Annotated in this window: 18 protein-coding genes and 1 pseudogene; 10 read left to right on the top strand and 9 right to left on the bottom strand. The window is 72.8% G+C overall.

Annotated features, from left to right (window positions below):
* Nucleotides 1-76: 76 nt before the first annotated feature.
* From ACFWWU_RS13145 to ACFWWU_RS13135, 3 genes and pseudogenes are all read right to left on the bottom strand, one after another.
* Nucleotides 77-767: pseudogene (locus ACFWWU_RS13145) on the bottom strand (DUF2293 domain-containing protein).
* Nucleotides 768-780: 13 nt separating this feature from the next.
* Nucleotides 781-1239, bottom strand: coding sequence for a hypothetical protein (locus tag ACFWWU_RS13140; RefSeq protein ID WP_384143400.1), 459 nt, complete (start codon nt 1237-1239; stop codon nt 781-783).
* 108 nt (nt 1240-1347) lie between these two features.
* Nucleotides 1348-2559, bottom strand: a complete 1212-nt coding sequence (locus tag ACFWWU_RS13135) for a pyridoxal phosphate-dependent aminotransferase (protein ID WP_384143397.1) — start codon at nt 2557-2559, stop codon at nt 1348-1350.
* Nucleotides 2560-2650: 91 nt separating this feature from the next.
* Here ACFWWU_RS13135 and ACFWWU_RS13130 point away from each other — a divergent pair, with 91 nt between their 5' ends.
* Nucleotides 2651-3277, top strand: coding sequence for a winged helix-turn-helix transcriptional regulator (locus tag ACFWWU_RS13130; protein WP_384143394.1), 627 nt, complete (start codon nt 2651-2653; stop codon nt 3275-3277).
* Between the two features lie 112 nt (nt 3278-3389).
* On the top strand, nt 3390-3878 hold the full coding sequence (locus tag ACFWWU_RS13125; RefSeq protein ID WP_384143391.1) for a cupin domain-containing protein: 489 nt from the start codon (nt 3390-3392) through the stop codon (nt 3876-3878).
* Here the strand turns inward: ACFWWU_RS13125 and ACFWWU_RS13120 are convergent.
* Both ACFWWU_RS13120 and ACFWWU_RS13115 read right to left on the bottom strand, forming a co-directional pair.
* The gene (locus ACFWWU_RS13120; RefSeq protein ID WP_384143388.1) at nt 3812-4255 is read right to left on the bottom strand and encodes a MerR family transcriptional regulator; all 444 of its coding nucleotides are present in this window, start codon (nt 4253-4255) and stop codon (nt 3812-3814) included. The two genes, ACFWWU_RS13125 and ACFWWU_RS13120, sit on opposite strands and share 67 nt — an antisense overlap.
* Nucleotides 4256-4281: 26 nt before the next feature.
* Nucleotides 4282-5034 carry an SDR family NAD(P)-dependent oxidoreductase gene (locus ACFWWU_RS13115; RefSeq protein ID WP_384143385.1) on the bottom strand — a complete coding sequence of 251 codons (753 nt, stop codon included), beginning with the start codon at nt 5032-5034 and terminating at the stop codon, nt 4282-4284.
* 85 nt (nt 5035-5119) lie between these two features.
* Between ACFWWU_RS13115 and ACFWWU_RS13110 the strand changes: the two genes are divergently transcribed.
* On the top strand, nt 5120-5761 hold the full coding sequence (locus tag ACFWWU_RS13110) for a uridine kinase (protein WP_384143382.1): 642 nt from the start codon (nt 5120-5122) through the stop codon (nt 5759-5761).
* Between the two features lie 84 nt (nt 5762-5845).
* On the opposite strand, the gene ACFWWU_RS13105 is transcribed toward ACFWWU_RS13110, so the two are convergent.
* The gene (locus tag ACFWWU_RS13105; RefSeq protein WP_384143379.1) at nt 5846-6775 is read right to left on the bottom strand and encodes a carbohydrate kinase family protein; all 930 of its coding nucleotides are present in this window, start codon (nt 6773-6775) and stop codon (nt 5846-5848) included.
* Entirely contained in the window at nt 6772-7731 is a 960-nt protein-coding gene (locus ACFWWU_RS13100) for a pseudouridine-5'-phosphate glycosidase (RefSeq protein ID WP_384143376.1), read from the bottom strand. Before ACFWWU_RS13100 ends, ACFWWU_RS13105 begins: the two co-directional genes overlap by 4 nt.
* Nucleotides 7732-8013: 282 nt before the next feature.
* On the opposite strand from ACFWWU_RS13100, the gene ACFWWU_RS13095 reads away from it, so the two are divergent.
* The 4 genes from ACFWWU_RS13095 to ACFWWU_RS13080 all read left to right on the top strand — a co-directional run bounded on the left by ACFWWU_RS13095 (nt 8014) and on the right by ACFWWU_RS13080 (nt 12439).
* On the top strand, nt 8014-8370 hold the full coding sequence (locus tag ACFWWU_RS13095) for a cupin domain-containing protein (RefSeq protein ID WP_384143373.1): 357 nt from the start codon (nt 8014-8016) through the stop codon (nt 8368-8370).
* Nucleotides 8371-8735: 365 nt separating this feature from the next.
* The gene (locus tag ACFWWU_RS13090) at nt 8736-10094 is read left to right on the top strand and encodes a discoidin domain-containing protein (RefSeq protein ID WP_384143370.1); all 1359 of its coding nucleotides are present in this window, start codon (nt 8736-8738) and stop codon (nt 10092-10094) included.
* A complete protein-coding gene (locus ACFWWU_RS13085) occupies nt 10094-11437 on the top strand; it encodes an MFS transporter (protein ID WP_384143367.1) in 1344 nt (447 codons plus the stop codon). The genes ACFWWU_RS13090 and ACFWWU_RS13085 overlap by 1 nt, the downstream gene beginning before the upstream one ends.
* A 3-nt stretch (nt 11438-11440) precedes the next feature.
* Nucleotides 11441-12439, top strand: a complete 999-nt coding sequence (locus ACFWWU_RS13080; protein WP_384143364.1) for a TolB family protein — start codon at nt 11441-11443, stop codon at nt 12437-12439.
* Nucleotides 12440-12507: 68 nt separating this feature from the next.
* Here the strand turns inward: ACFWWU_RS13080 and ACFWWU_RS13075 are convergent, their stop codons facing one another.
* A complete protein-coding gene (locus ACFWWU_RS13075) occupies nt 12508-13839 on the bottom strand; it encodes an MFS transporter (protein WP_384143361.1) in 1332 nt (443 codons plus the stop codon).
* Nucleotides 13840-13883: 44 nt separating this feature from the next.
* Complete coding sequence (locus tag ACFWWU_RS13070; RefSeq protein WP_384143358.1) at nt 13884-14450, bottom strand: methylated-DNA--[protein]-cysteine S-methyltransferase; 567 nt, start codon at nt 14448-14450, stop codon at nt 13884-13886.
* 241 nt (nt 14451-14691) lie between these two features.
* Here ACFWWU_RS13070 and ACFWWU_RS13065 point away from each other — a divergent pair, with 241 nt between their 5' ends.
* From ACFWWU_RS13065 to ACFWWU_RS13055, 3 genes are all read left to right on the top strand, one after another.
* Nucleotides 14692-15591 (top strand): MHYT domain-containing protein, encoded by a 900-nt coding sequence (locus ACFWWU_RS13065; RefSeq protein WP_384143355.1) that lies wholly within the window; start codon nt 14692-14694, stop codon nt 15589-15591.
* A gap of 84 nt (nt 15592-15675) precedes the next feature.
* Entirely contained in the window at nt 15676-17811 is a 2136-nt protein-coding gene (gene uvrB / locus ACFWWU_RS13060) for an excinuclease ABC subunit UvrB (RefSeq protein ID WP_384143352.1), read from the top strand.
* Nucleotides 17812-17950: 139 nt separating this feature from the next.
* Nucleotides 17951-18529, top strand: coding sequence for a TerD family protein (locus ACFWWU_RS13055; protein WP_384143349.1), 579 nt, complete (start codon nt 17951-17953; stop codon nt 18527-18529).
* Nucleotides 18530-18540 lie beyond the last annotated feature (11 nt).

Here is an 18540-nt window from a genome sequence, read left to right as displayed (position 1 = left end):
TCTCCTCCTCGCGCCGGGAACCGGCCCCGAGGTCTTCCCTTCGCACCCCGGCGGACGCGCGCTGACACCCGAGCCGTCAGCCGCGTCGCCGGCCGCGCGTATCCACGGCGCCATGGCGCCAGGTCCGGAGCACCGCCTCGATGGCGGGAGCGACCCTCGTCCGGGCCTGGTGCCGGGGAACCCCCTGCATCAGCAGGCTGTCGTACGGCGTGTCGACATGCCGTACGGAGGCTCGTACGGCGGCGGTGACGGCGCCCCGGTCGAGAGATCGGCCCGCGGCCGTCCGCCCTACGCGCCCGCTGCCCTTCGCCGACGCGTGCTCGGAGATCTCCGTGGCCCGGTCCGCCGGGCAGGACGGGAACAACCGGAGGATCTCGGCCCGCAGGGTCGCGGTGATCTCGGCGTCGAGCGCCGCGCGCCGCGCCGCGTCCCCTGGTCCGCCGCCTGGCCCGCGCCTCGGCGTCCGCCAGGCAGGCCGTCTCCGCCCGTGCCAGTGCCGCCTCTTCGACGAGCAGGCCCTGACGCTCGTACCGCGTACGGCGCTTGTTGTGACGTACCACCACGGCCCAGAGGGCGCTGCCCTCCCTGGCGCGCCGGGTGAGCGCCGTGTCTCCCCGGCGCAGGAAGACCAGGTGGCCGAGGTCGGCGCAGTCCAGACAGACCGGCGCGTTGTACTCGACGACCATCCGTTCCAGGGGCCCCAGGTGGCACTCCGAGCAGCGGCGCCGCCGCAGCGGCTCCACGACGACGGGCGCGACGAGGTCCACGTCCGGCCTCCCCTCAGCGGACGTCGGGCGCGGCGGCGGCGATGAACGTGGCGAGGGCCTCCTTCGCCTTCTCCGAACGGCGGGCCCGGTCCGCCTCGTCGACCGCGTCGTGCATGCAGTGGGAGTCCACGAAGGCCGCCTCGGCGAGCCGCCGGGTCTCCGGGTCGTCGCAGACCAACTGGACGCGGAAGAGGGCCTGCCGGGCGGCGGTGCGCTGCCGGTAGGAGGCGTGACGGGATTCCTCCGCCTCTTCCGAGCCGGGCTTCATGGCCGCCCGGAACCAGCGGTCGTTCTGGCTGTGCCGGTAGTCGACGACCGCGCCCGCGAAGGCGCTGTACGTCTCGATCCGCTCCTGGCGGAGCTGCTCGTTCCGGGCGAGGGCCGCCGTCCGCTCCGTGGCCCGGCCCTGGAACCAGTGCGTGGCGACCACACCCAACAGCGTTCCCATCACGGCTATCAGCGCCACATCCATGACCGGCCGGCCCTCCCCGTTTCCTCGGCCGAAGTCCTCGGCCGATGCGCTCGTCCGCGCCCGAAGATCCTTCGGACCCTCAGATCATGACAGCCGGGGGGCGGGACGTCACTGGCGGTAGCTGCTCAGGAAGCGGCCGATGCGGCTGATCGCGGCGTCGAGGTCGTCGGCGTACGGCAGGGTCAGGATGCGGAAGTGGTCCGGGCGCGGCCAGTTGAAGCCCGTTCCCTGGACGACCTGGATCTTCTCCCGCAGCAGCAGGTCGAGGACGAACTTCTCGTCGTCGTGGATCTTGTGCACGGCGGGGTCGAGGCGCGGGAAGGCGTACAGCGCGCCCTTGGGCTTCACGCAGGAGACGCCGGGGATCTCGTTGAGCTTCTCCCAGGCCCGGTCGCGCTGTTCGCGCAGCCGGCCGCCGGGGGCGGTGAGCTCGTGGATCGACTGGCGGCCGCCGAGCGCGGCCTGGATGGCGTACTGGGCGGGGGCGTTGGGGCAGAGCCGCATGGAGGCCAGCATGGTGAGGCCCTCCAGATAGCTCCTGGCCTGCTGCTTCGGCCCGCTGACGACCAGCCAGCCGGAGCGGAAGCCCGCCACCCGGTACGTCTTGGAGAGCCCGCCGAAGGTGAGGACGACGAGGTCGGGGGCGAGGGAGGCGGCCGGGTAGTGGACGGCCTCGTCGTAGACGATCTGGTCGTAGATCTCGTCGGCGAAGACCATCAGACCGTGGCGGCGGGCGAGAGCGAGGATGCCCTCGACGATCTCCTTCGGATAGACGGCCCCGGTGGGGTTGTTGGGGTTGATGATGACGACGGCCCGGGTCCGGTCGGTGATCTTCGACGCCATGTCGTCGAGGTCCGGGTACCAGTCGGCCGACTCGTCGCAGAGGTAGTGCACCGCCTTGCCGCCGGCGAGGGTGGTGACCGCCGTCCAGAGCGGGAAGTCGGGGGCGGGGATCAGGACTTCGTCACCGTCCTCCAGGAGTGCCTGGACGGCCATGGAGACCAGTTCCGACACGCCGTTGCCGAGGAAGACGTCGTCGACGTCCACCTCGGGCAGGCCCATGGCCTGGTAGCGCTGGGCGACGGCGCGGCGCGCCGAGAGGATGCCGCGGGAGTCCGTGTAGCCATGGGCCTTCGGGAGCATCCGGATCATGTCCTGGACGATCTCCTCGGGCGCCTCGAAGCCGAACAGGGCCGGGTTCCCGGTGTTGAGGCGCAGGACGCTGTGGCCCGCCTCCTCCAGCGCGTTGGCGTGCTCGATCACCGGGCCGCGGATCTCGTAGCAGACCTCGCTCAGCTTGCTCGACTGCCGGAACTCCATGTCCGACCTCCCCAGGTCCCCGGAATCAGTGTTACTTGGTTTTACCAAGTTCGAGCTTGGAAAGTCCAACAACATGTCTAGACTGCGTCGCATGCCACGTCAGCCACGCCGCAGCTACGACCAGCACTGTGCCGCCGCGCGCGCCCTCGACCTCGTCGGCGACCGCTGGACCCTGCTCGTCGTCCGCGAACTCCTCGCCGGGCCGCGCCGCTACACCGACCTCCACGCCGACCTGCCCGGCGTCAGCACGGACATGCTCGCCGGCCGCCTCAAGGACATGGAGGGCGCCGGACTCGTCACCCGGCGGCGGCTCCCGCCGCCCGCCTCGGCGTCCGTGTACGAACTCACCCCGCGCGGCCGGGACCTGCTGCCCGTCCTGCGCTCGCTCGCCGCGTGGGGGGCGTCCGACCTGGGCGAACCGCGGCCGACGGACGCCGTCCGCGCGCACTGGTACGCGATCCCGCTCCTCGGGCCGCTCGCGGAGCTGGGCGCGGGGGTCGTCCAGGTGACCCTGGACGAGGGGGAGTTCCACGTACGGGTCGGGGGCGACGGGAGTGTGGCGTACGGGGACGGAGCGGCGGACGCCCCTGATGCCCGGCTGCGGACCGACGTGGCGACCTGCCGGGCGCTCGCCGAGGGGGAGTTGACGCTCGCCGGGGCGATCGAGTCGGGGCGCGCCGCCCTCGAACGTTTCGCACCGGTCGCGGAGACCCGTTGACCCGCGTTCCTTGATCGAATTCCCGTCCGAGACCTCCCGCTCCCGGGTAGCGTATGGCCGTTTCGGCGGCCGTGGAACGCACGGCCGCCCCACGAACTCGGAGGGCATTTCCATGGGGCTGGGAATACGTGAGGCGGCGCGCGTCGCGAGCCGCCTCAGGAGTCTTCTCGTCGCGGGCACGGTCGCCGCGGTGGCGGTCGTGCCGTCCGCGGCGGTGGCCACGCCCGGCAGCGGCGTCAGCGGGACCGTGCTCGCCCAGGGCACTTCGGACGGCAAGCTGAGGATCAAACCGCCCAAGGGCGACACCGACGTGGTCGTCCGGACCATCACCATCGCCCCCGGCGGCTCCACGGGTTGGCACCATCACCCCGGACAGCTCGTCGCCGTCGTCCAGGCCGGTACGCTCACCCGTACCCTCGACGACTGCTCGGTCGAAGTGACCTCGGCGGGTGCGGCGTTCGTCGAGGCATCGGGCGGGAAGCACGTCCACGTCGGCCGCAACCTCGGCACCGAGCCGGTCGTCCTGTACGTGACCTACCTGCTGCCCAAGGGGGCGCCGCTCTCGATCGACGAGCCGGCCCCGGCCTGCGCCCAGGGCTGAGCATCCGCCAGGTACTCGGCCGGCGATCCGGGGGCTGACCGGGCCAGGGACGCCGCGAGCCGGTCCCGGGCCGCCGTCTGCGCCGCGATCCGCGCGTCGAGGACGGCCAGCCGCTCGCGGGCGATCTCCAGTCCGCGAGCGGACGGCGCGGCCGACGCGACGTCCCCGTCGAGGCACGAGCGGAACGCGGACACGTCGTCGAGCGTGAGCCCGGCGTCCAGCAGGTACCGGATGTTGGCCACGCGCGCGACGGCGCCCTCCTCGTACACGCGGTATCCGTTGTCCGCCCGGGCCGACGCGATGAGTCCCGCCTGCTCGTAGTGGCGCAGCGCGCGGGGCGACACCCCTGTCCGCCGGGCCAGTTCACCGATGCGCAAGGGCGCCACCTCCTCACGCAGTCGTATCACGTGACCAGCGCGCCCCCGTCGACGGGCAGGACGGTGCCCGTGAGGAAGCCGGCGTCGGGCGAGGCGAGCGACGTGATCACCCGCGCGACCTCCTCGGGCCTGCCGATCCGGCCCAGTGGCGTGTGGGCGAGCTGCCACGCCCGCAGCGCCCTCAACCGCTCGGGGGAGAGGCCCATGTGGTCGGCGATCGGGGTCTCGATCGCGCCGGGCGCGACGGCCACCACACGGACGCCGTCGGGCGCGAGCTCCAGCGCCCAGCACCGGGTCAGGGTCTCCAGTGCGCTCTTGGTCGCCGGATACACGGAGTTGGCGGGCCAGCCGCGCTGCCCGATCGCCGTCGACACGTTCACCACCACGCCCCGGGACTTCCTGAGCGCGGGGACCGCGGCCTGGGTGAGGAGGACGGGGGCGACGAGGTTCGTCTCCAGGAGCGGGGTGATCACGGAGCGGTCGAGGGTGCCGAGCGGGCCGCCGGCGGAGATCCCGGCGTTGTTGACGAGGACGTCGAGGCGGCCGTGCGCGGTCACGGCCGCCTCGACGATCCCCGCGGCCGCCCCCTCCGCCGTCACGTCCGCGACGAACGGGTGGATCCCGGGGTGTCCCTCGGCGGCCTCGCGCAGCGGCTCCTTCCGGCGGCCGACGGCGACGACCGTCGCCCCCTGTCCGGCGAAGGCGCGCGCGGTGGCCCGGCCGATGCCGGTGCCCGCGCCGGTGACGACGACGACCCTGGTGGGTGTGATGGTGTCCATGAATCCGATGGTCGAACGGTGACGCCAGTGACAAGGTCAAGCGGGAACGCGCGGTGACGGGGGAAGTGGCGGCAGGATGAGTGGGATGCGGTACGAGGCGATCACCTGGGAACGGCTGGCCGGCACGCTCGCCGGGCACCTTGACGCGGCCACGCCCGGCGACGGCGGACCATGGCTCAAGGTCGGCATCGACGGGCCGCCCGCCGCACCCGGCGGCGAGCTCGCCGGACTCCTCGCCGAGGCGCTCCGGGCGCGCGGCCGCGCCGTCCACGTGGCCGGGACCGGCGGCTTCCTGCGTCCCGCTTCACTCCGGTACGAGTACGGGAAGCGCGACCCCGACGCGTACTACGACGGGTGGACCGACATCAAGGCCCTGTGGCGCGAGGTCTTCGCTCCGCTGGAACCCGGCGGCACCGGACGCGTGCTGCCCGATCTGTGGGACCAGGCCACGGACCGGGCGACCCGCAGCCCGTACGTGACGCTGCCGCCAGGTGGCGTGCTCCTGCTCCACGGGCCGTTCCTCCTCGGCCACTGGTTCCCCTTCGACCTCACCGTGCACCTGCGGCTCTCGGCCGCCGCCCTCGCCCGGCGCACCGAGGAGTCCTGGACGCTGCCCGCCTTCGCCCGCTACGAGGCGGAGGTCGACCCCGCCGCGACCGCCGACGCCGTCGTACGCGCCGACGACCCGCGCCACCCGGCCTGGACCGGGCTGCGGTCCGGGGGATAGACACCCTCTTGGCCGAGTCCGGAAAGTCCCGCCTGAGCCGGTGCTGCTTTCCGGACACGGCCCAGGCCCGGATCCGCCGGAGGGCTAACCGGTCGCCCTGGGCGCGGGGTCCTGGGGTCTGCCTCCCACGACGGTGACCGCCTCCGCGCCCGCGCGGCATCCCGCCTCAGCGGCCTTCACCGGGTCCGCGCCCGCGAGCCGGGCGGCCAGGAACGCGCCGGTGAAGGCGTCACCCGCGCCCGTCGAATCCACCCGGAGCGCCGCGGGCACCGGAGTCGCCGCCACCCGTGCCGTGACCGCGCCGCCCTCGGCGACCAGCGCACCCGCCGGTCCGAGGGTGACCACGACGAGCGGATGGCGCCGACTCAGTTCCGCGGCCGCCGCTTCCGGTTCACGGCCTCCGGCCAGCAGCCGGGCCTCGTCGGCGTTGGGCAGCAGCACGTCGGCGCCCGCCGTCGCCGTCAGGAACCCGTCCCTCCCCAGCTCCGCGAGGAAACCCGCGGAGGCCGGGTCCACGCTCACCGGAACGCCCGCCTCCCGCGCGTCCCGCAGCGCCCGCCGGACCGTCTCGCGGCTCGCCGGGGCGAAGAACAGGTAGCCGGAGAGGTGCAGCGCGGCCACGCCGTCGAGCAGGCCGGCGCTCCAGTCGGCGGGGGAGAGGCGCAGCGCGGCGCCGCTGTCGGTGAGGAAGGTCCGCTCGGCCGAGGCGTCGACGAGCGCGATCACGGTGGCCGTCGCCGCCTCCGCGTCCCGGACGAGCAGTGGGCGCACCCCCGCCCCGATCAGCGCCCGTTCGTGCCAGTCCGCCGCGTCCGTCCCGACCCGGCCGAGCAGCCGCACGTCCCCGCACCCGGAACGCACCGCCCAGCAGGCCGCGTTGGCCCCGGCGCCGCCCGGGAGAGTCCGGATCTCCGCCGCCGTGTCCGTCGCGGGCGCGAGGGGCGTCCGGTGCCGGGCGACGACATCCGTCACCACGTCCCCGACGACCAGCAGCGCGCGCCCCGGCCGCCTCACCGGCCGCCCGCGCCGGCAGCCCCCGTGCCGGGCGTCCCCGAGCCGGGCGTCCCCGAGCCGTACGCCGTCGCGATTTTGGCCGCGAGCCGGACGTTGCCCTGTACCGCCGCGAGGTTCGCCTCCAGGGACGCCCCCGCTGTGTGCACCGTCAGGTATTCGAGCAGGAACGGCGTCACGGCCTGCCCCGTGATCGCCTTCTCCCTCGCCGCCGCGAGCCCCTGTGCGAGGACCCGGTCGTGGAGCGATGGGTCCAACTGCTCCGTCTCCGGCACCGGGTTGGCCACGACGAGCGAGGCCTGTCGCCCGCCGAGCGCGTCCTGGGCCCGTATGACCCCCGCCACCTCCTCCGGGCTCCGCAGGGTCCAGTCGACGGGCTCGCCCGAGGAGGACAGGTAGAACCCGGGGAAATGCTCCGTGCCGTATCCGACGACCGTCACCCCCAGCGTCTCCAGGCGTTGCAGCGTCGCCGGCACGTCGAGGATCGACTTCACCCCGGCACACACCACCGTGATCCCGACCTCGGCGAGCAGCCGAAGGTCGGCCGATTCGTCCTGCGTCTCGCTCCACTCGCGGTGTACGCCGCCGAGGCCGCCGGTCGCGAACACCCGTATGCCCGCCGCGTCCGCGAGCCATGCCGTCGCCGAGACCGTCGTCGCGCCCGTCACCCCGGTCGCCAGGGCCGGGGCCAGATCGCGGTGACCCAGCTTCCGTACCGCCGGGTCCTCCGCGATCCGGTTCAGTGCCGCACGGTCCAGGCCCACCCGGGCGGTGCCGTCGACCACGGCGACGGTGGCGGGGACGGCGCCCCCGGCCCGTACGAGCTCCTCCAGCTCCAGGGCCACGGCGAGGTTGCGCGGACGGGGCAGACCGTGGGCGATGATCGTCGATTCCAGCGCGACGACGGGACGGCCCTCGTGGAGCGCCTCCCGTACCTCTTCGGACACCTGTGTGGACATGTCCCATTCCTGGCGCGACCACGGGCCCCGCAAACCTCGGTGGCGACCTCCTGCCACACACCCGCCATCCCCGGGCGCTCCTGCGGATTCCGTGACGGCGTCTCCGGTCCCGTCGTCGCGGACGGCCGAGGCGCCCCGCCGCGCTTCGCCGGGAGGGTGGTGCGGAATCCGTCGCCGTCGTCGCATTCGGGTAGGTCGCCTGATGGGAGACGAAGCGGAGTGATCTGTTCCACCCGATCCCGGTCCTCGAAGCGCTCCGGACCCCCGCTACAGTCACCGCCCATGACGACACATGACGTGCCTTCCTTCGCCGTGCACATCCCCGACGCGGAGCTTGAGGCGGACCCCCTCGACCCCGCCCAGATCGTCTCCGGCACGCCCGAGGTGACGGGCAAGGTGCTGTGGGAGTCCGCCGACGGGAAGCAGGTGCGCGGCATCTGGCAGATCACGCCCGGCGTCGTCACCGATACCGAGGCCGACGAGCTCTTCGTGGTGGTCAGCGGACGGGCGACCGTCGCCGTCGAGGGCGGGGAGACGCTGGAGATCGGGCCCGGCGACGCGTGCGTGCTGCGCGAGGGCGACCGGACGACCTGGACCGTGCACGAGACCCTGCGCAAGGCGTACCACATCAGCCTCTGAGGCCTCCCGAGGTTTCGCGAGGTTACGCGAGGCCTTTCTCATGCCTCCCATGGCCCTCCCGAGGCCCGCCAAGGCCCGCCCTAGCCCCTTCGGGGCCTTTCCGATGCCCGCGGTGGCAGACCTGAAGTCCGTGTGGAGGCATGGGGAGTTGAAGGTCTGGTAGGAAACCTTCCTATCGGCTAGCATCCCGGCCAGCGGCTTGGCGCGGCGCCCGTCCCCACGGGCGTGACGCGCTCAGCGAGAGCTCTGACCCGGCCGCCGAGCACCACCCCGCCGCGCGGCGTCCGAATCGCCACGCGGCAGGGCCCTCGTGCTCCGCACCGGTGTCCAGCTCTCGCCGACCCCTCAGGCCAGGGAGCCCAGGTATGCGCCTGTACGCCTCCACACCACCGCGCAGCACCCCCACCACCCCCTTCCCCACCATCCGTCTGACCCTCGTCCTCACCGCCGTCCTGCTGCTTGTCGGCGGCCTCCTGCTCGCCCACCCGGACCGGGCCGGCGCCGCCGCCGATCCGCTGATCTCCCAGGGCCGGCCGGCCACCTCCTCGTCCGTCGAGGACAGCACGTTCGGCCCGGAGAAGGCCTTCGACGGCGTCTCCACCACCCGCTGGGCCAGCGCCGAAGGCTCCGACCCCCAGTGGATCCGGGTCGACCTCGGCGCCTCTGCCACCGTCTCCCGCGTCCGCCTCGTCTGGGAGGCCGCCTACGCCAAGGCCTACCGCGTCGAGATCTCCGAGGACGGCACCACCTGGACCCGCCTCGCCACCGAGACCGCCGGAAACGGCGGGACGGACGACTGGACGGGACTCACCGGCAAGGGCCGTCACCTCCGCGTCTACGGGACGGCCCGCGGCACCTCGTACGGCTACTCCCTCTTCGCGGTCGAGGCCTACGGCACGACCGGCACCACACCCCCGCCCACCGGCGCCTTCACGGTCGTCGCGGCCGGGGACATCGCCGCCCAGTGCACAGCCTCCAGCAGCTCCTGCGCCCACCCCAAGACCGCCGCGCTGGCGCAGCGGATCGCCCCGTCGTTCTACCTGACGATGGGTGACAACCAGTACGACGACGCCCTGCTCTCCGACTTCCGCGCCTACTACGACAAGACCTGGGGCGTCTTCAAGGCGAAGACGCGGCCGGTGCCCGGCAACCACGAGACCTACGACCCGGCGGGCTCCCTCGCCGGCTACAAGGCGTACTTCGGCGCGATCGCCTACCCCCAGGGCAAGCCCTACTACAGCTACGACCAGGGCAACTGGCACTTCGTCGCCCTCGACTCCAACTCCTTCGACGACCCCGCCCAGATCCAGTGGCTGAAGGACGACCTCGCCCGCAACACCAAGGGCTGCCTCGCCGCCTACTTCCACCACCCCCTGTACTCCTCCGGCGGCCACGGCAACGACCCCGTCTCCCGGCCGGTCTGGGAGATCCTGTACGGGGCCAAGGCCGACCTCGTGCTCAACGGACACGACCACCACTACGAGCGGTTCGCCCCGCAGGACCCGAACGGCCGCGCCACGGCCGACGGCATCGTCGAGATCGTCGGGGGCATGGGCGGCGCCGACCCCTACGACATCGAGACGGTCCAGCCGAACAGCCAGAAGCGGATCAGCGGTCCGTACGGCGTCCTGAAGCTGGACCTCACCGACACCACCTACACCTGGCAGTACGTCGGCACCGACAACCAGGTGAAGGACTCCGGCCCGACCTACACCTGCCACTGATGTACCTCGCGACCACCGGTCGCCGCGACGCGCCGCCCGCCCCCTCGGGGGTCCGGCGGCGCGTCCCCGGCACCGTCCTCGCCCTCGGCGCGGTCAGCCTGGTCACCGACATCTCCTCCGAGATGGTGACCGCCGTGCTGCCGCTCTACCTCGTCGTCGGACTCGGCCTCTCCCCGCTCCAGTTCGGGCTGCTCGACGGGCTCTCCACCGGCGCCACCGCGCTCGTACGGATCCTCGGCGGCGCCACCGCCGACCGCGGAGGGCGCCACAAACAGGTCGGGGGGCTCGGCTACGCACTCTCGGCGTGCTCCCGGCTCGGCCTCCTCCTCGCGGGCGGCTCGGCCGGCGGGATCGCCGCCGCGCTCGCCGCCGACCGGCTCGGGAAGGGCGTCCGCACGGCCCCGCGCGACGCGCTCATCACCCTGCACAGCCCGCCGGACGAGCTGGGCCGTGCCTTCGGCGCACACCGCGCCATGGACACCACCGGAGCCCTCCTGGGCCCCCTGGCCGCCTTCGCCCTGCTGTGGGCCACGGCCGAGGCGTACGAGGCGGTCTTCGCCGTCAGCTTCTGCGTCGGACTGTTCGGCGTCCTGCTGTGGGTGCTGCTCGTCCCGGGGCGTCGCGACTCGGCGGCACGACGGCCTGAGAAGGCGCAGGCCGCCGAAGCGGCGCCACGCGCGCGTGGCGGGGTCTTCGCCGCGCTGCGCTCGCCCGCGTACCGGCGGATCCTCCTCTGTGCCGGCCTGCTCGGCGCCGCCACCGTCGGCGACGCCTTCCTGTACCTGCTGCTCCAGCGACGGCTCGAACTCGACGCCACCTGGTTCCCGTTCCTGCCGCTCGGCGCCGCCGGTGTCTATCTGCTGCTCGCCGTCCCGGTGGGCCGCCTCGCCGACCGCGTCGGCCGCCGCCGACCGTTCCTGTACGGGCACGGGGCCCTGCTCCTCGCGTACGGACTGCTCCTCGCCCCCGTACCGGACGTCCTCCTCGTCGGGGGCGTCCTGGTGCTGATAGGCACCTTCTACGCGGCCACCGACGGCGTCCTGATGGCCCTGACCGGCCCCTTCCTCACCGAGGGGCGCCAGGCGGGCGGCCTCGCGCTCGTCCAGACCGCGCAGGCACTGGCCCGGCTCGGCGCCGCCGTCGCGTTCGGCGCCGTCTGGACGGCGAGCGGGCCGGAGGCGGCCCTCGTGGTGGCGCTCCTGGCCCTTGCCGCGGCCCTGTGCTGCGCCGCCCGAGTCCTGCCTGCCGCGAGCGCCCCGCCCCCCGCGAGTCCCTTGCCCTGCGCGAGCGCCCCGCCCGCGGCTCTCCCGCCCGCCTCACCCCAGACCCTCCGAGAGGACTGACCCATGCACGCCGTGACCGATGTCCGCCTGTCCCGCCACGCGCGCGTGTGGATCCTCGTCCTCGCCCTCGTCCTGCTGGGCGGCGGCGCGACCGCCTACACCCTGCGGGCGGCGTCCGGGCGGCAGGCCGGGGCCACCGCGGCCCCGGTGGCCGGCTTCACCCTCGACGGGGGCCGCCCCGGCGCGCTCCACGTCAGGGACACCGCGACCGGGCGCGTCGCGCGCGTGGACCCGGCCGTGGCCGGCGGCCGGGTGGCCGACGGGCCCGCCTGCGACCGCTTCCACGCGGCCGGCCCCACCGCCCTCTGCCTCGTGCGCCGACCGGGCGTCCCGGCCCGCTCGTACGCCCTGGTCCTCGACCGCCGGCTGCGCGAAGTGCGCCGTATCGCGCTCCCCGGCATCCCCAGCCGGGCCCGCGTCTCCGCCTCGGGGCGCATGCTCTCCTGGACGATGTTCGCGACCGGCGACTCCTACGCGCGCTCGTCCTTCTCCACCCGCACGTCCATCCTCGACCTGCGCACCGGGTACCTCGTGAAGAACATCGAGCTGATTCCGCTGACCCTCGGCGGACGCCGGTACCACGCCCCCGACGTCAACTACTGGGGCGTCTCCTTCGCCGCGGACGACAACCGCTTCTACGCCACCGTCTCGACGGACGGGCGCACCCATCTCGTCGAGGGCGACATGGCGAACTGGTCGGCCCGGACCCTGCGGGAGAACGTCGAATGCCCGTCGCTCTCCCCGGACGGAACCCGGATCGCCTTCAAGAAGCGGGTCTCCGAAGGCCCGCGCGAGCCGTGGCGGCTGTACGTGTACGACCTGCGCTCCGGGCGCGAGCACCCCGTCGCCGAGCGGCGCGGCATCGACGACCAGGCCCTGTGGACGGACCCGGAGACCCTCGCGTACGGATACGGGGGAGCGGTCTGGTCCGTACCGGCCGACGGTACGGGGGCGCCGCGGCAGCTGGCGCGCGGGGCCACGTCACCCGCCGTACCGCGCTGACCGGCCCGCGCCGGTGGGCACGCCCACCCGCCGGGCCAGGCTCAGGGCGGGACCGGTTCGGCGCGGTTTCAGCGCAGGCCCGGTTCGGGCTTCCGGAGGGCGCCGCGGACCGCGAGCGCCGCCATCGGCAGCAACAGACACGCGGCGATCGCGTTGAGGGGTCCGTAGCCCGCCTCCGAGACGATCAGGCCCGCCGCGAGCCCGCCGACCCCGGCGGCCGTGTTCATGACGAAGTCGGAGAGACCCTGGACGGCCGCCCGCGCGGCCTGCGGCACCGAGTCGGTGAGCAGCGCCGAGCCGGACACGAGCCCGGCGGACCAGCCGAGGCCGAGGACGAAGAGACCGAGGGCCGTCCGGCCGTGGCTCGGCCCCGCCGTGCCCGCGATGAGCGACGCCACGGCGATCAGCCCGACGGCGAGTCCGATCACCGACAGCCGGCCCAGCCGGTCGGACAGCCAGCCCATCAGGGGCGAGAAGGCGTACATGCCCGCGATGTGCCCGCTGATCACGAGGCCGATCAGCTGGATGCCCGCGCCGTGGTGGGTCAGCGCGATCGGGGTCATCGACATGATCGAGACCATCGCGGTGTGCGAGGCGGCGACGGTGACCAGGGCGAGCCGGGCCTGCGGCGACTCCCGTACCGCCCGCATTCCGGCGCGCAGGGAGCGGCCCTCCGGCTGCTCGCCCGCCCCGGGATCCGCGAGCGCGCGGGCGGTGAGGAGGGGGTCCGGGCGCAGGAGGAGCGCGACGACCGCCGCCGAGACGACGAAGACGCCGGCGGCCCAGACGAAGGGGCCGGCCGTGGCGGGTATGCCCAGGCCGGACACGCTCTCCCCGGCGGGTGCGGCGATGTTCGGTCCGAGTACCGCCCCGATCGTGGTCGCCCACACCACGGTGGAGATGGCCCGGGCCCTGCGGTCGGGCTCGGCGAGGTCGGCGGCGGCGAAGCGGGCGGCCAGGTTGGCCGAGGAGCCGGCGCCGAAGCCGACGAGTCCGACGAGGAGCAGCGGGAAGCTCTCGACGGCCGCGCCGAGCACCACCACCACAGCTCCCAGCGCCCCGAGCAGGTAGGCGAGGACGAGCCCCGCCCGGCGCCCCCGCGAGGCCATCAGCGCGGCCAGCGGCATGGCGAGCAGCGCGGGACCGGCCACCGACGCCGTGGAGGCGAGACCGGACAACGCCTCCGTACCGCTGACGTCCTTGGCCAGCACGGCGGCGAGCGCGAAGCCGATGGCGATGCCGAGGCCGCCGAGGATCTGGGTGGCGATGAGGACGGCCTGAATCCGTCGGCGCAGCGCGGGCAGTTCGGCGGCGGTGACAGGGACGGATGTCTCGTCGGATACCGGGTCGGGTATCCCGTCGGGCAAGGTGACGTCAGGGGCGTCGGGGGTGTTGGTCACTTACGTGAGTGTGCCAGCCGTCCCATCCGATGGGAACGCCCCCCTCAGAACAGCGGCGCCGGCAGCACACCCTCCAGGGCCAGCAGCTGCCGCTTGGTCTCCAGTCCGCCCCCGAACCCCCCGAGCCCGCCGTCGCTCTCCACCACACGGTGGCACGGCACCACCACCGGCAGCGGATTGGCGCCCATCGCCGCTCCGACCGCCTGGGCCGCGCCCGGCTGCCCCACGCGCCGCGCCAGCTCCCCGTACCCCACGACCGTGCCGTACGGGACGCCGGTCGCCAGCTCGCGCAGCACCTGCCGATTGAAGCCCGACGTCAGGCTCCAGTCCAGGGGCAGGTCGAAGGCGCGCGGGTCGCCCGCGAAGTACGCGTCGAGCCGGCGTATCGCCTCGGCGAGCAGCCCCGAGGCGCTCTCCACCGGCTCCGCCCCGAACCGCCCGCCCAAGCGGTCGAGCATCTGCACCCGCCGCGCCGCGTCGGCGTGGAACTCGACCCGCACCAGACCCCGCCCGGTCGCGGCGAGGAAGAGCGGGCCGATGTCGCTCTCCATGACCGTCCACTCCACCGCGACGGCCGGCTCGCCGCCCGTCGGCTCCGCTTCGATGTCCATGGCGCCCACGGTACGACCCGCCACTGACAGCCCGACCGGAACAGCCCCGCGACGGTCACGAAGAGGGCGCCGAACCGCCGTCCAGATCACGGACCGGTCTCGCTCCGGTCTCACGAGCAGAAATTCCCCGGTCACGTGGTCGTGAGGCCCCCGGCGCGCCATAATCTCGCCCCGGTAGTACTACCCAGCGGTACCGACTGTTTTCGGACGACGTGGCACCAGGGGTGGAGGACATACGCTCATGCAGGGCACGGTCGACGGATTCAGCTACGGGCTCGTCACTCCGGTGGCCGCTTTCATCATGGCCTGCCTCGGCGGCGCCCTCGGTCTGAGGTGCACCACCAGGTCGCTCCGCCACCGCGACACCTTCAAGGCCGGATGGCTCGCCCTCGGCGCCACCTCCATAGGCACCGGCATCTGGACGATGCACTTCATCGCCATGATGGGCTTCTCGGTCCGGCAGGCGCCCATCACCTACGACCGCCCCCTCACCTTCGCCAGCCTGGGCGTCGCCGTCCTCATGGTCGGCATCGGGATCTTCATCGTCGGGTACCGCGGCGCGACCGCCCTCACGCTCGTCACCGGGGGCACGATCACCGGCCTCGGCGTCGCCACGATGCACTACCTCGGCATGGCCGGCATGCGCCTCCACGGCCGCGTCGAGTACGACACGGTCACCGTCGCCCTGTCCGTCGTCATCGCCGTCGTGGCCGCCACCGCGGCCCTCTGGGCGGCCGTATCCGTACACGGGTTTCTGGCCAGCCTCGGTGCGAGCCTGGTGATGGGCGGAGCCGTCAGTGGTATGCACTACACCGCCATGGCGGCCGTCAGCGTCCACCTCCAGGGCGGCCACGTCCCCGCCGGCACCGGCGACACCGCGACCTCGCTCCTCCTGCCGATGCTGATCGGCCCGGCGGTCTTCCTCATCCTCGCCGCCGTGGTCGTCATGTTCGACCCGCTGCTCGTGATGGGCGACCCGGACTGGCAGCGGCCCGCCGCGCAGAGCGTGCACCGCCCCGGCGTGCCCGCCCCGCGCCACGTGCCGTCCTACGGCGAGCCCGCCAACTGGACGGCCCGCCCCGCCGGCCGCGCCGCCCGCAGAAGCGTCCCCCGCGGCGGCCACCGCTCCCAGGACTGGTGACGGGGGACGCCTTCGGGACGCCTTCGGGGAGGGCGGTGCGCCGATCACCGCCCGAGTGTCAGTGCCGGGTCGTACGGTGGTTCCATGCGGCCCGTTTCCAAGATCGAACGTTCGGTGGCGCCCTTCGAGGTCGTCAGCTCCTACCAGCCCAGCGGCGACCAGCCGACGGCCATCGCCGACCTCGAGCGGCGCATCCGCGCGGGCGAGAAGGACGTCGTACTCCTCGGCGCCACCGGCACCGGCAAGTCGGCCACCACCGCCTGGATGATCGAGAAGCTCCAGCGCCCCACCCTGGTGATGGCGCCGAACAAGACCCTGGCCGCCCAGCTGGCGAACGAGTTCCGCGAACTCCTGCCGAACAACGCGGTCGAGTACTTCGTCTCGTACTACGACTACTACCAGCCCGAGGCGTACGTCCCCCAGTCGGACACGTACATCGAGAAGGACTCCTCCATCAACGAGGAGGTGGAGCGGCTCCGCCACTCCGCGACGAACTCCCTGCTCACCCGCAGGGACGTCATCGTGGTCGCCTCCGTCTCCTGCATCTACGGCCTCGGCACGCCCCAGGAGTACGTGGACCGGATGGTCCCGCTCAAGGTCGGCGAGGAGATGGACCGCGACCAGCTGCTCCGCCGCTTCGTCGACATCCAGTACACCCGCAACGACCTGGCGTTCACCCGCGGCACCTTCCGGGTCCGCGGCGACACCATCGAGATCTTCCCGGTGTACGAGGAGCTGGCCGTCCGCATCGAGATGTTCGGCGACGAGATCGAGGCGCTCTCCACCCTCCACCCGCTCACCGGCGAGATCATCAGCGAGGACCGCGAGCTGTACGTCTTCCCCGCCAGCCACTACGTCGCGGGCCCCGAGCGCATGGAGCGCGCGGTCAACGACATCGAGCGCGAGCTGGAGGTCCGCCTCGCGGAGCTCGACAAGCAGGGCAAGCACCTGGAGTCCCAGCGCCTGCGCATGCGCACCACGTACGACATCGAGATGATGCGGCAGATCGGCTCCTGCTCCGGCATCGAGAACTACTCGATGCACTTCGACGGCCGCGACCCCGGCTCCGCGCCGAACACCCTCATCGACTACTTCCCCGAGGACTTCCTGCTCGTCATCGACGAGTCGCACGTCACCGTGCCGCAGATCGGCGCCATGTACGAGGGCGACGCCTCCCGCAAGCGGACCCTCGTCGACCACGGCTTCCGGCTCCCGTCCGCCCTCGACAACCGCCCGCTGAAGTGGGAGGAGTTCCAGAAGCGGATCGGCCAGACCGTCTACCTCTCGGCGACCCCGGGCACGTACGAACTCTCCCGGGGCGACGGCTTCGTCGAGCAGATCATCCGTCCCACCGGACTCATCGACCCCGAGGTCGTCGTCAAGCCGACCGAGGGCCAGATCGACGACCTCGTCCACGAGATCCGGCTGCGCACCGAGAAGGACGAGCGGGTCCTCGTCACCACCCTCACCAAGAAGATGGCCGAGGACCTCACCGACTACTTCCTGGAGCTCGGCATCCAGGTGCGCTACCTCCACAGCGACGTCGACACCCTGCGCCGCATCGAGCTGCTGCGCGAGCTGCGCGCCGGCGAGTACGACGTCCTCGTCGGCATCAACCTCCTCCGGGAGGGACTCGACCTTCCCGAGGTCTCCCTCGTCGCCATCCTCGACGCCGACAAGCAGGGCTTCCTGCGCTCCGGGACCTCCCTCATCCAGACCATCGGCCGTGCCGCGCGAAACGTCTCGGGCCAGGTCCACATGTACGCGGACCGGATCACCCCGGCGATGGAGCAGGCCATCGACGAGACCAACCGGCGCCGCGAGAAGCAGGTCGCGTACAACACGGCCCACGGCATCGACCCGCAGCCGCTGCGCAAGAAGATCAACGACATCGTGGCGACCATCGCCCGCGAGGAGGTCGACACCGAGGAGCTCCTCGGCAGCGGCTACCGCCAGGGGAAGGAGGGGAAGGTCAAGGCGGCCGTCCCCTCGCTCGCCGCGCACGGCCCCAAGAGCCGGGGCAAGGGCGGCAAGTCCGGATCCACTGTCGAGCTCGGTGACCGGCCCGCCACCGAACTGGCCGCGATCATCGAGGAGATGACCGACCGGATGCGCGCCGCCGCCGCCGAGCTGCAGTTCGAGGTGGCGGCCCGGCTCCGCGACGAAGTGGGAGAGCTGAAGAAGGAGTTGCGCCAGATGAAGGAGGCGGGTCTCGCCTGACCGGTGACGGTCCGGTGTGTTGCAAGACCGACACAAATCCGGACCGCGGCTCTGCGGTGTCAGTACCTCTGCGTAGGGTGCTGGACAACCGCACGCACCGGACAGCGGGCGCGGGGAACGCAACGAGAGGGGCAAGCGCGTGACGGTCAACATGACCAAGGGTCAGGCCATCAGCCTGGAGAAGCAGGGTGGAGGCAGCCTCAGCCAGGTGCGGATGGGGCTCGGCTGGCAGGCGGCACCGCGCCGCGGTCTCTTCGGCAAGCGCACGCAGGAGATCGACCTGGACGCCTCGGCCGTCCTCTTCGCGGACAAGCAGCCGGTCGACGTGGTCTTCTTCCGTCACCTGGTCAGCGACGACGGCTCGGTCAAGCACACCGGGGACAACCTCGTCGGCGGCGCGGGCCAGGGCGGGGACGACGAGGCGATCCTCGTCGACCTCCAGCGGGTCCCGGTCCACATCGACGCGATCGTCTTCACGGTGAACTCCTTCACCGGTCAGACGTTCCAGGAGGTGCAGAACGCCTTCTGCCGGATCGTCGACGAGACGAACGGCCAGGAGCTCGCGCGCTACACCCTCGACGGCGGCGGCAACTACACCGCGCAGATCATGGCGAAGGTGCACCGGGCCGGCTCCGGCTGGCAGATGACCGCCCTGGGCAACCCGGCCAACGGCCGTACGTTCCAGGACCTGATGCCCGCGATCCTGCCGCACCTGTAGGCAGGACCGCG

The sequence above is a fragment of the Streptomyces sp. NPDC058650 genome (genome assembly GCF_042717315.1).
GTDB lineage: Bacteria > Actinomycetota > Actinomycetes > Streptomycetales > Streptomycetaceae > Streptomyces.
Note: the sequence above shows the minus strand (reverse complement) of the source record. Positions and strands in the feature narration are given on the sequence as shown.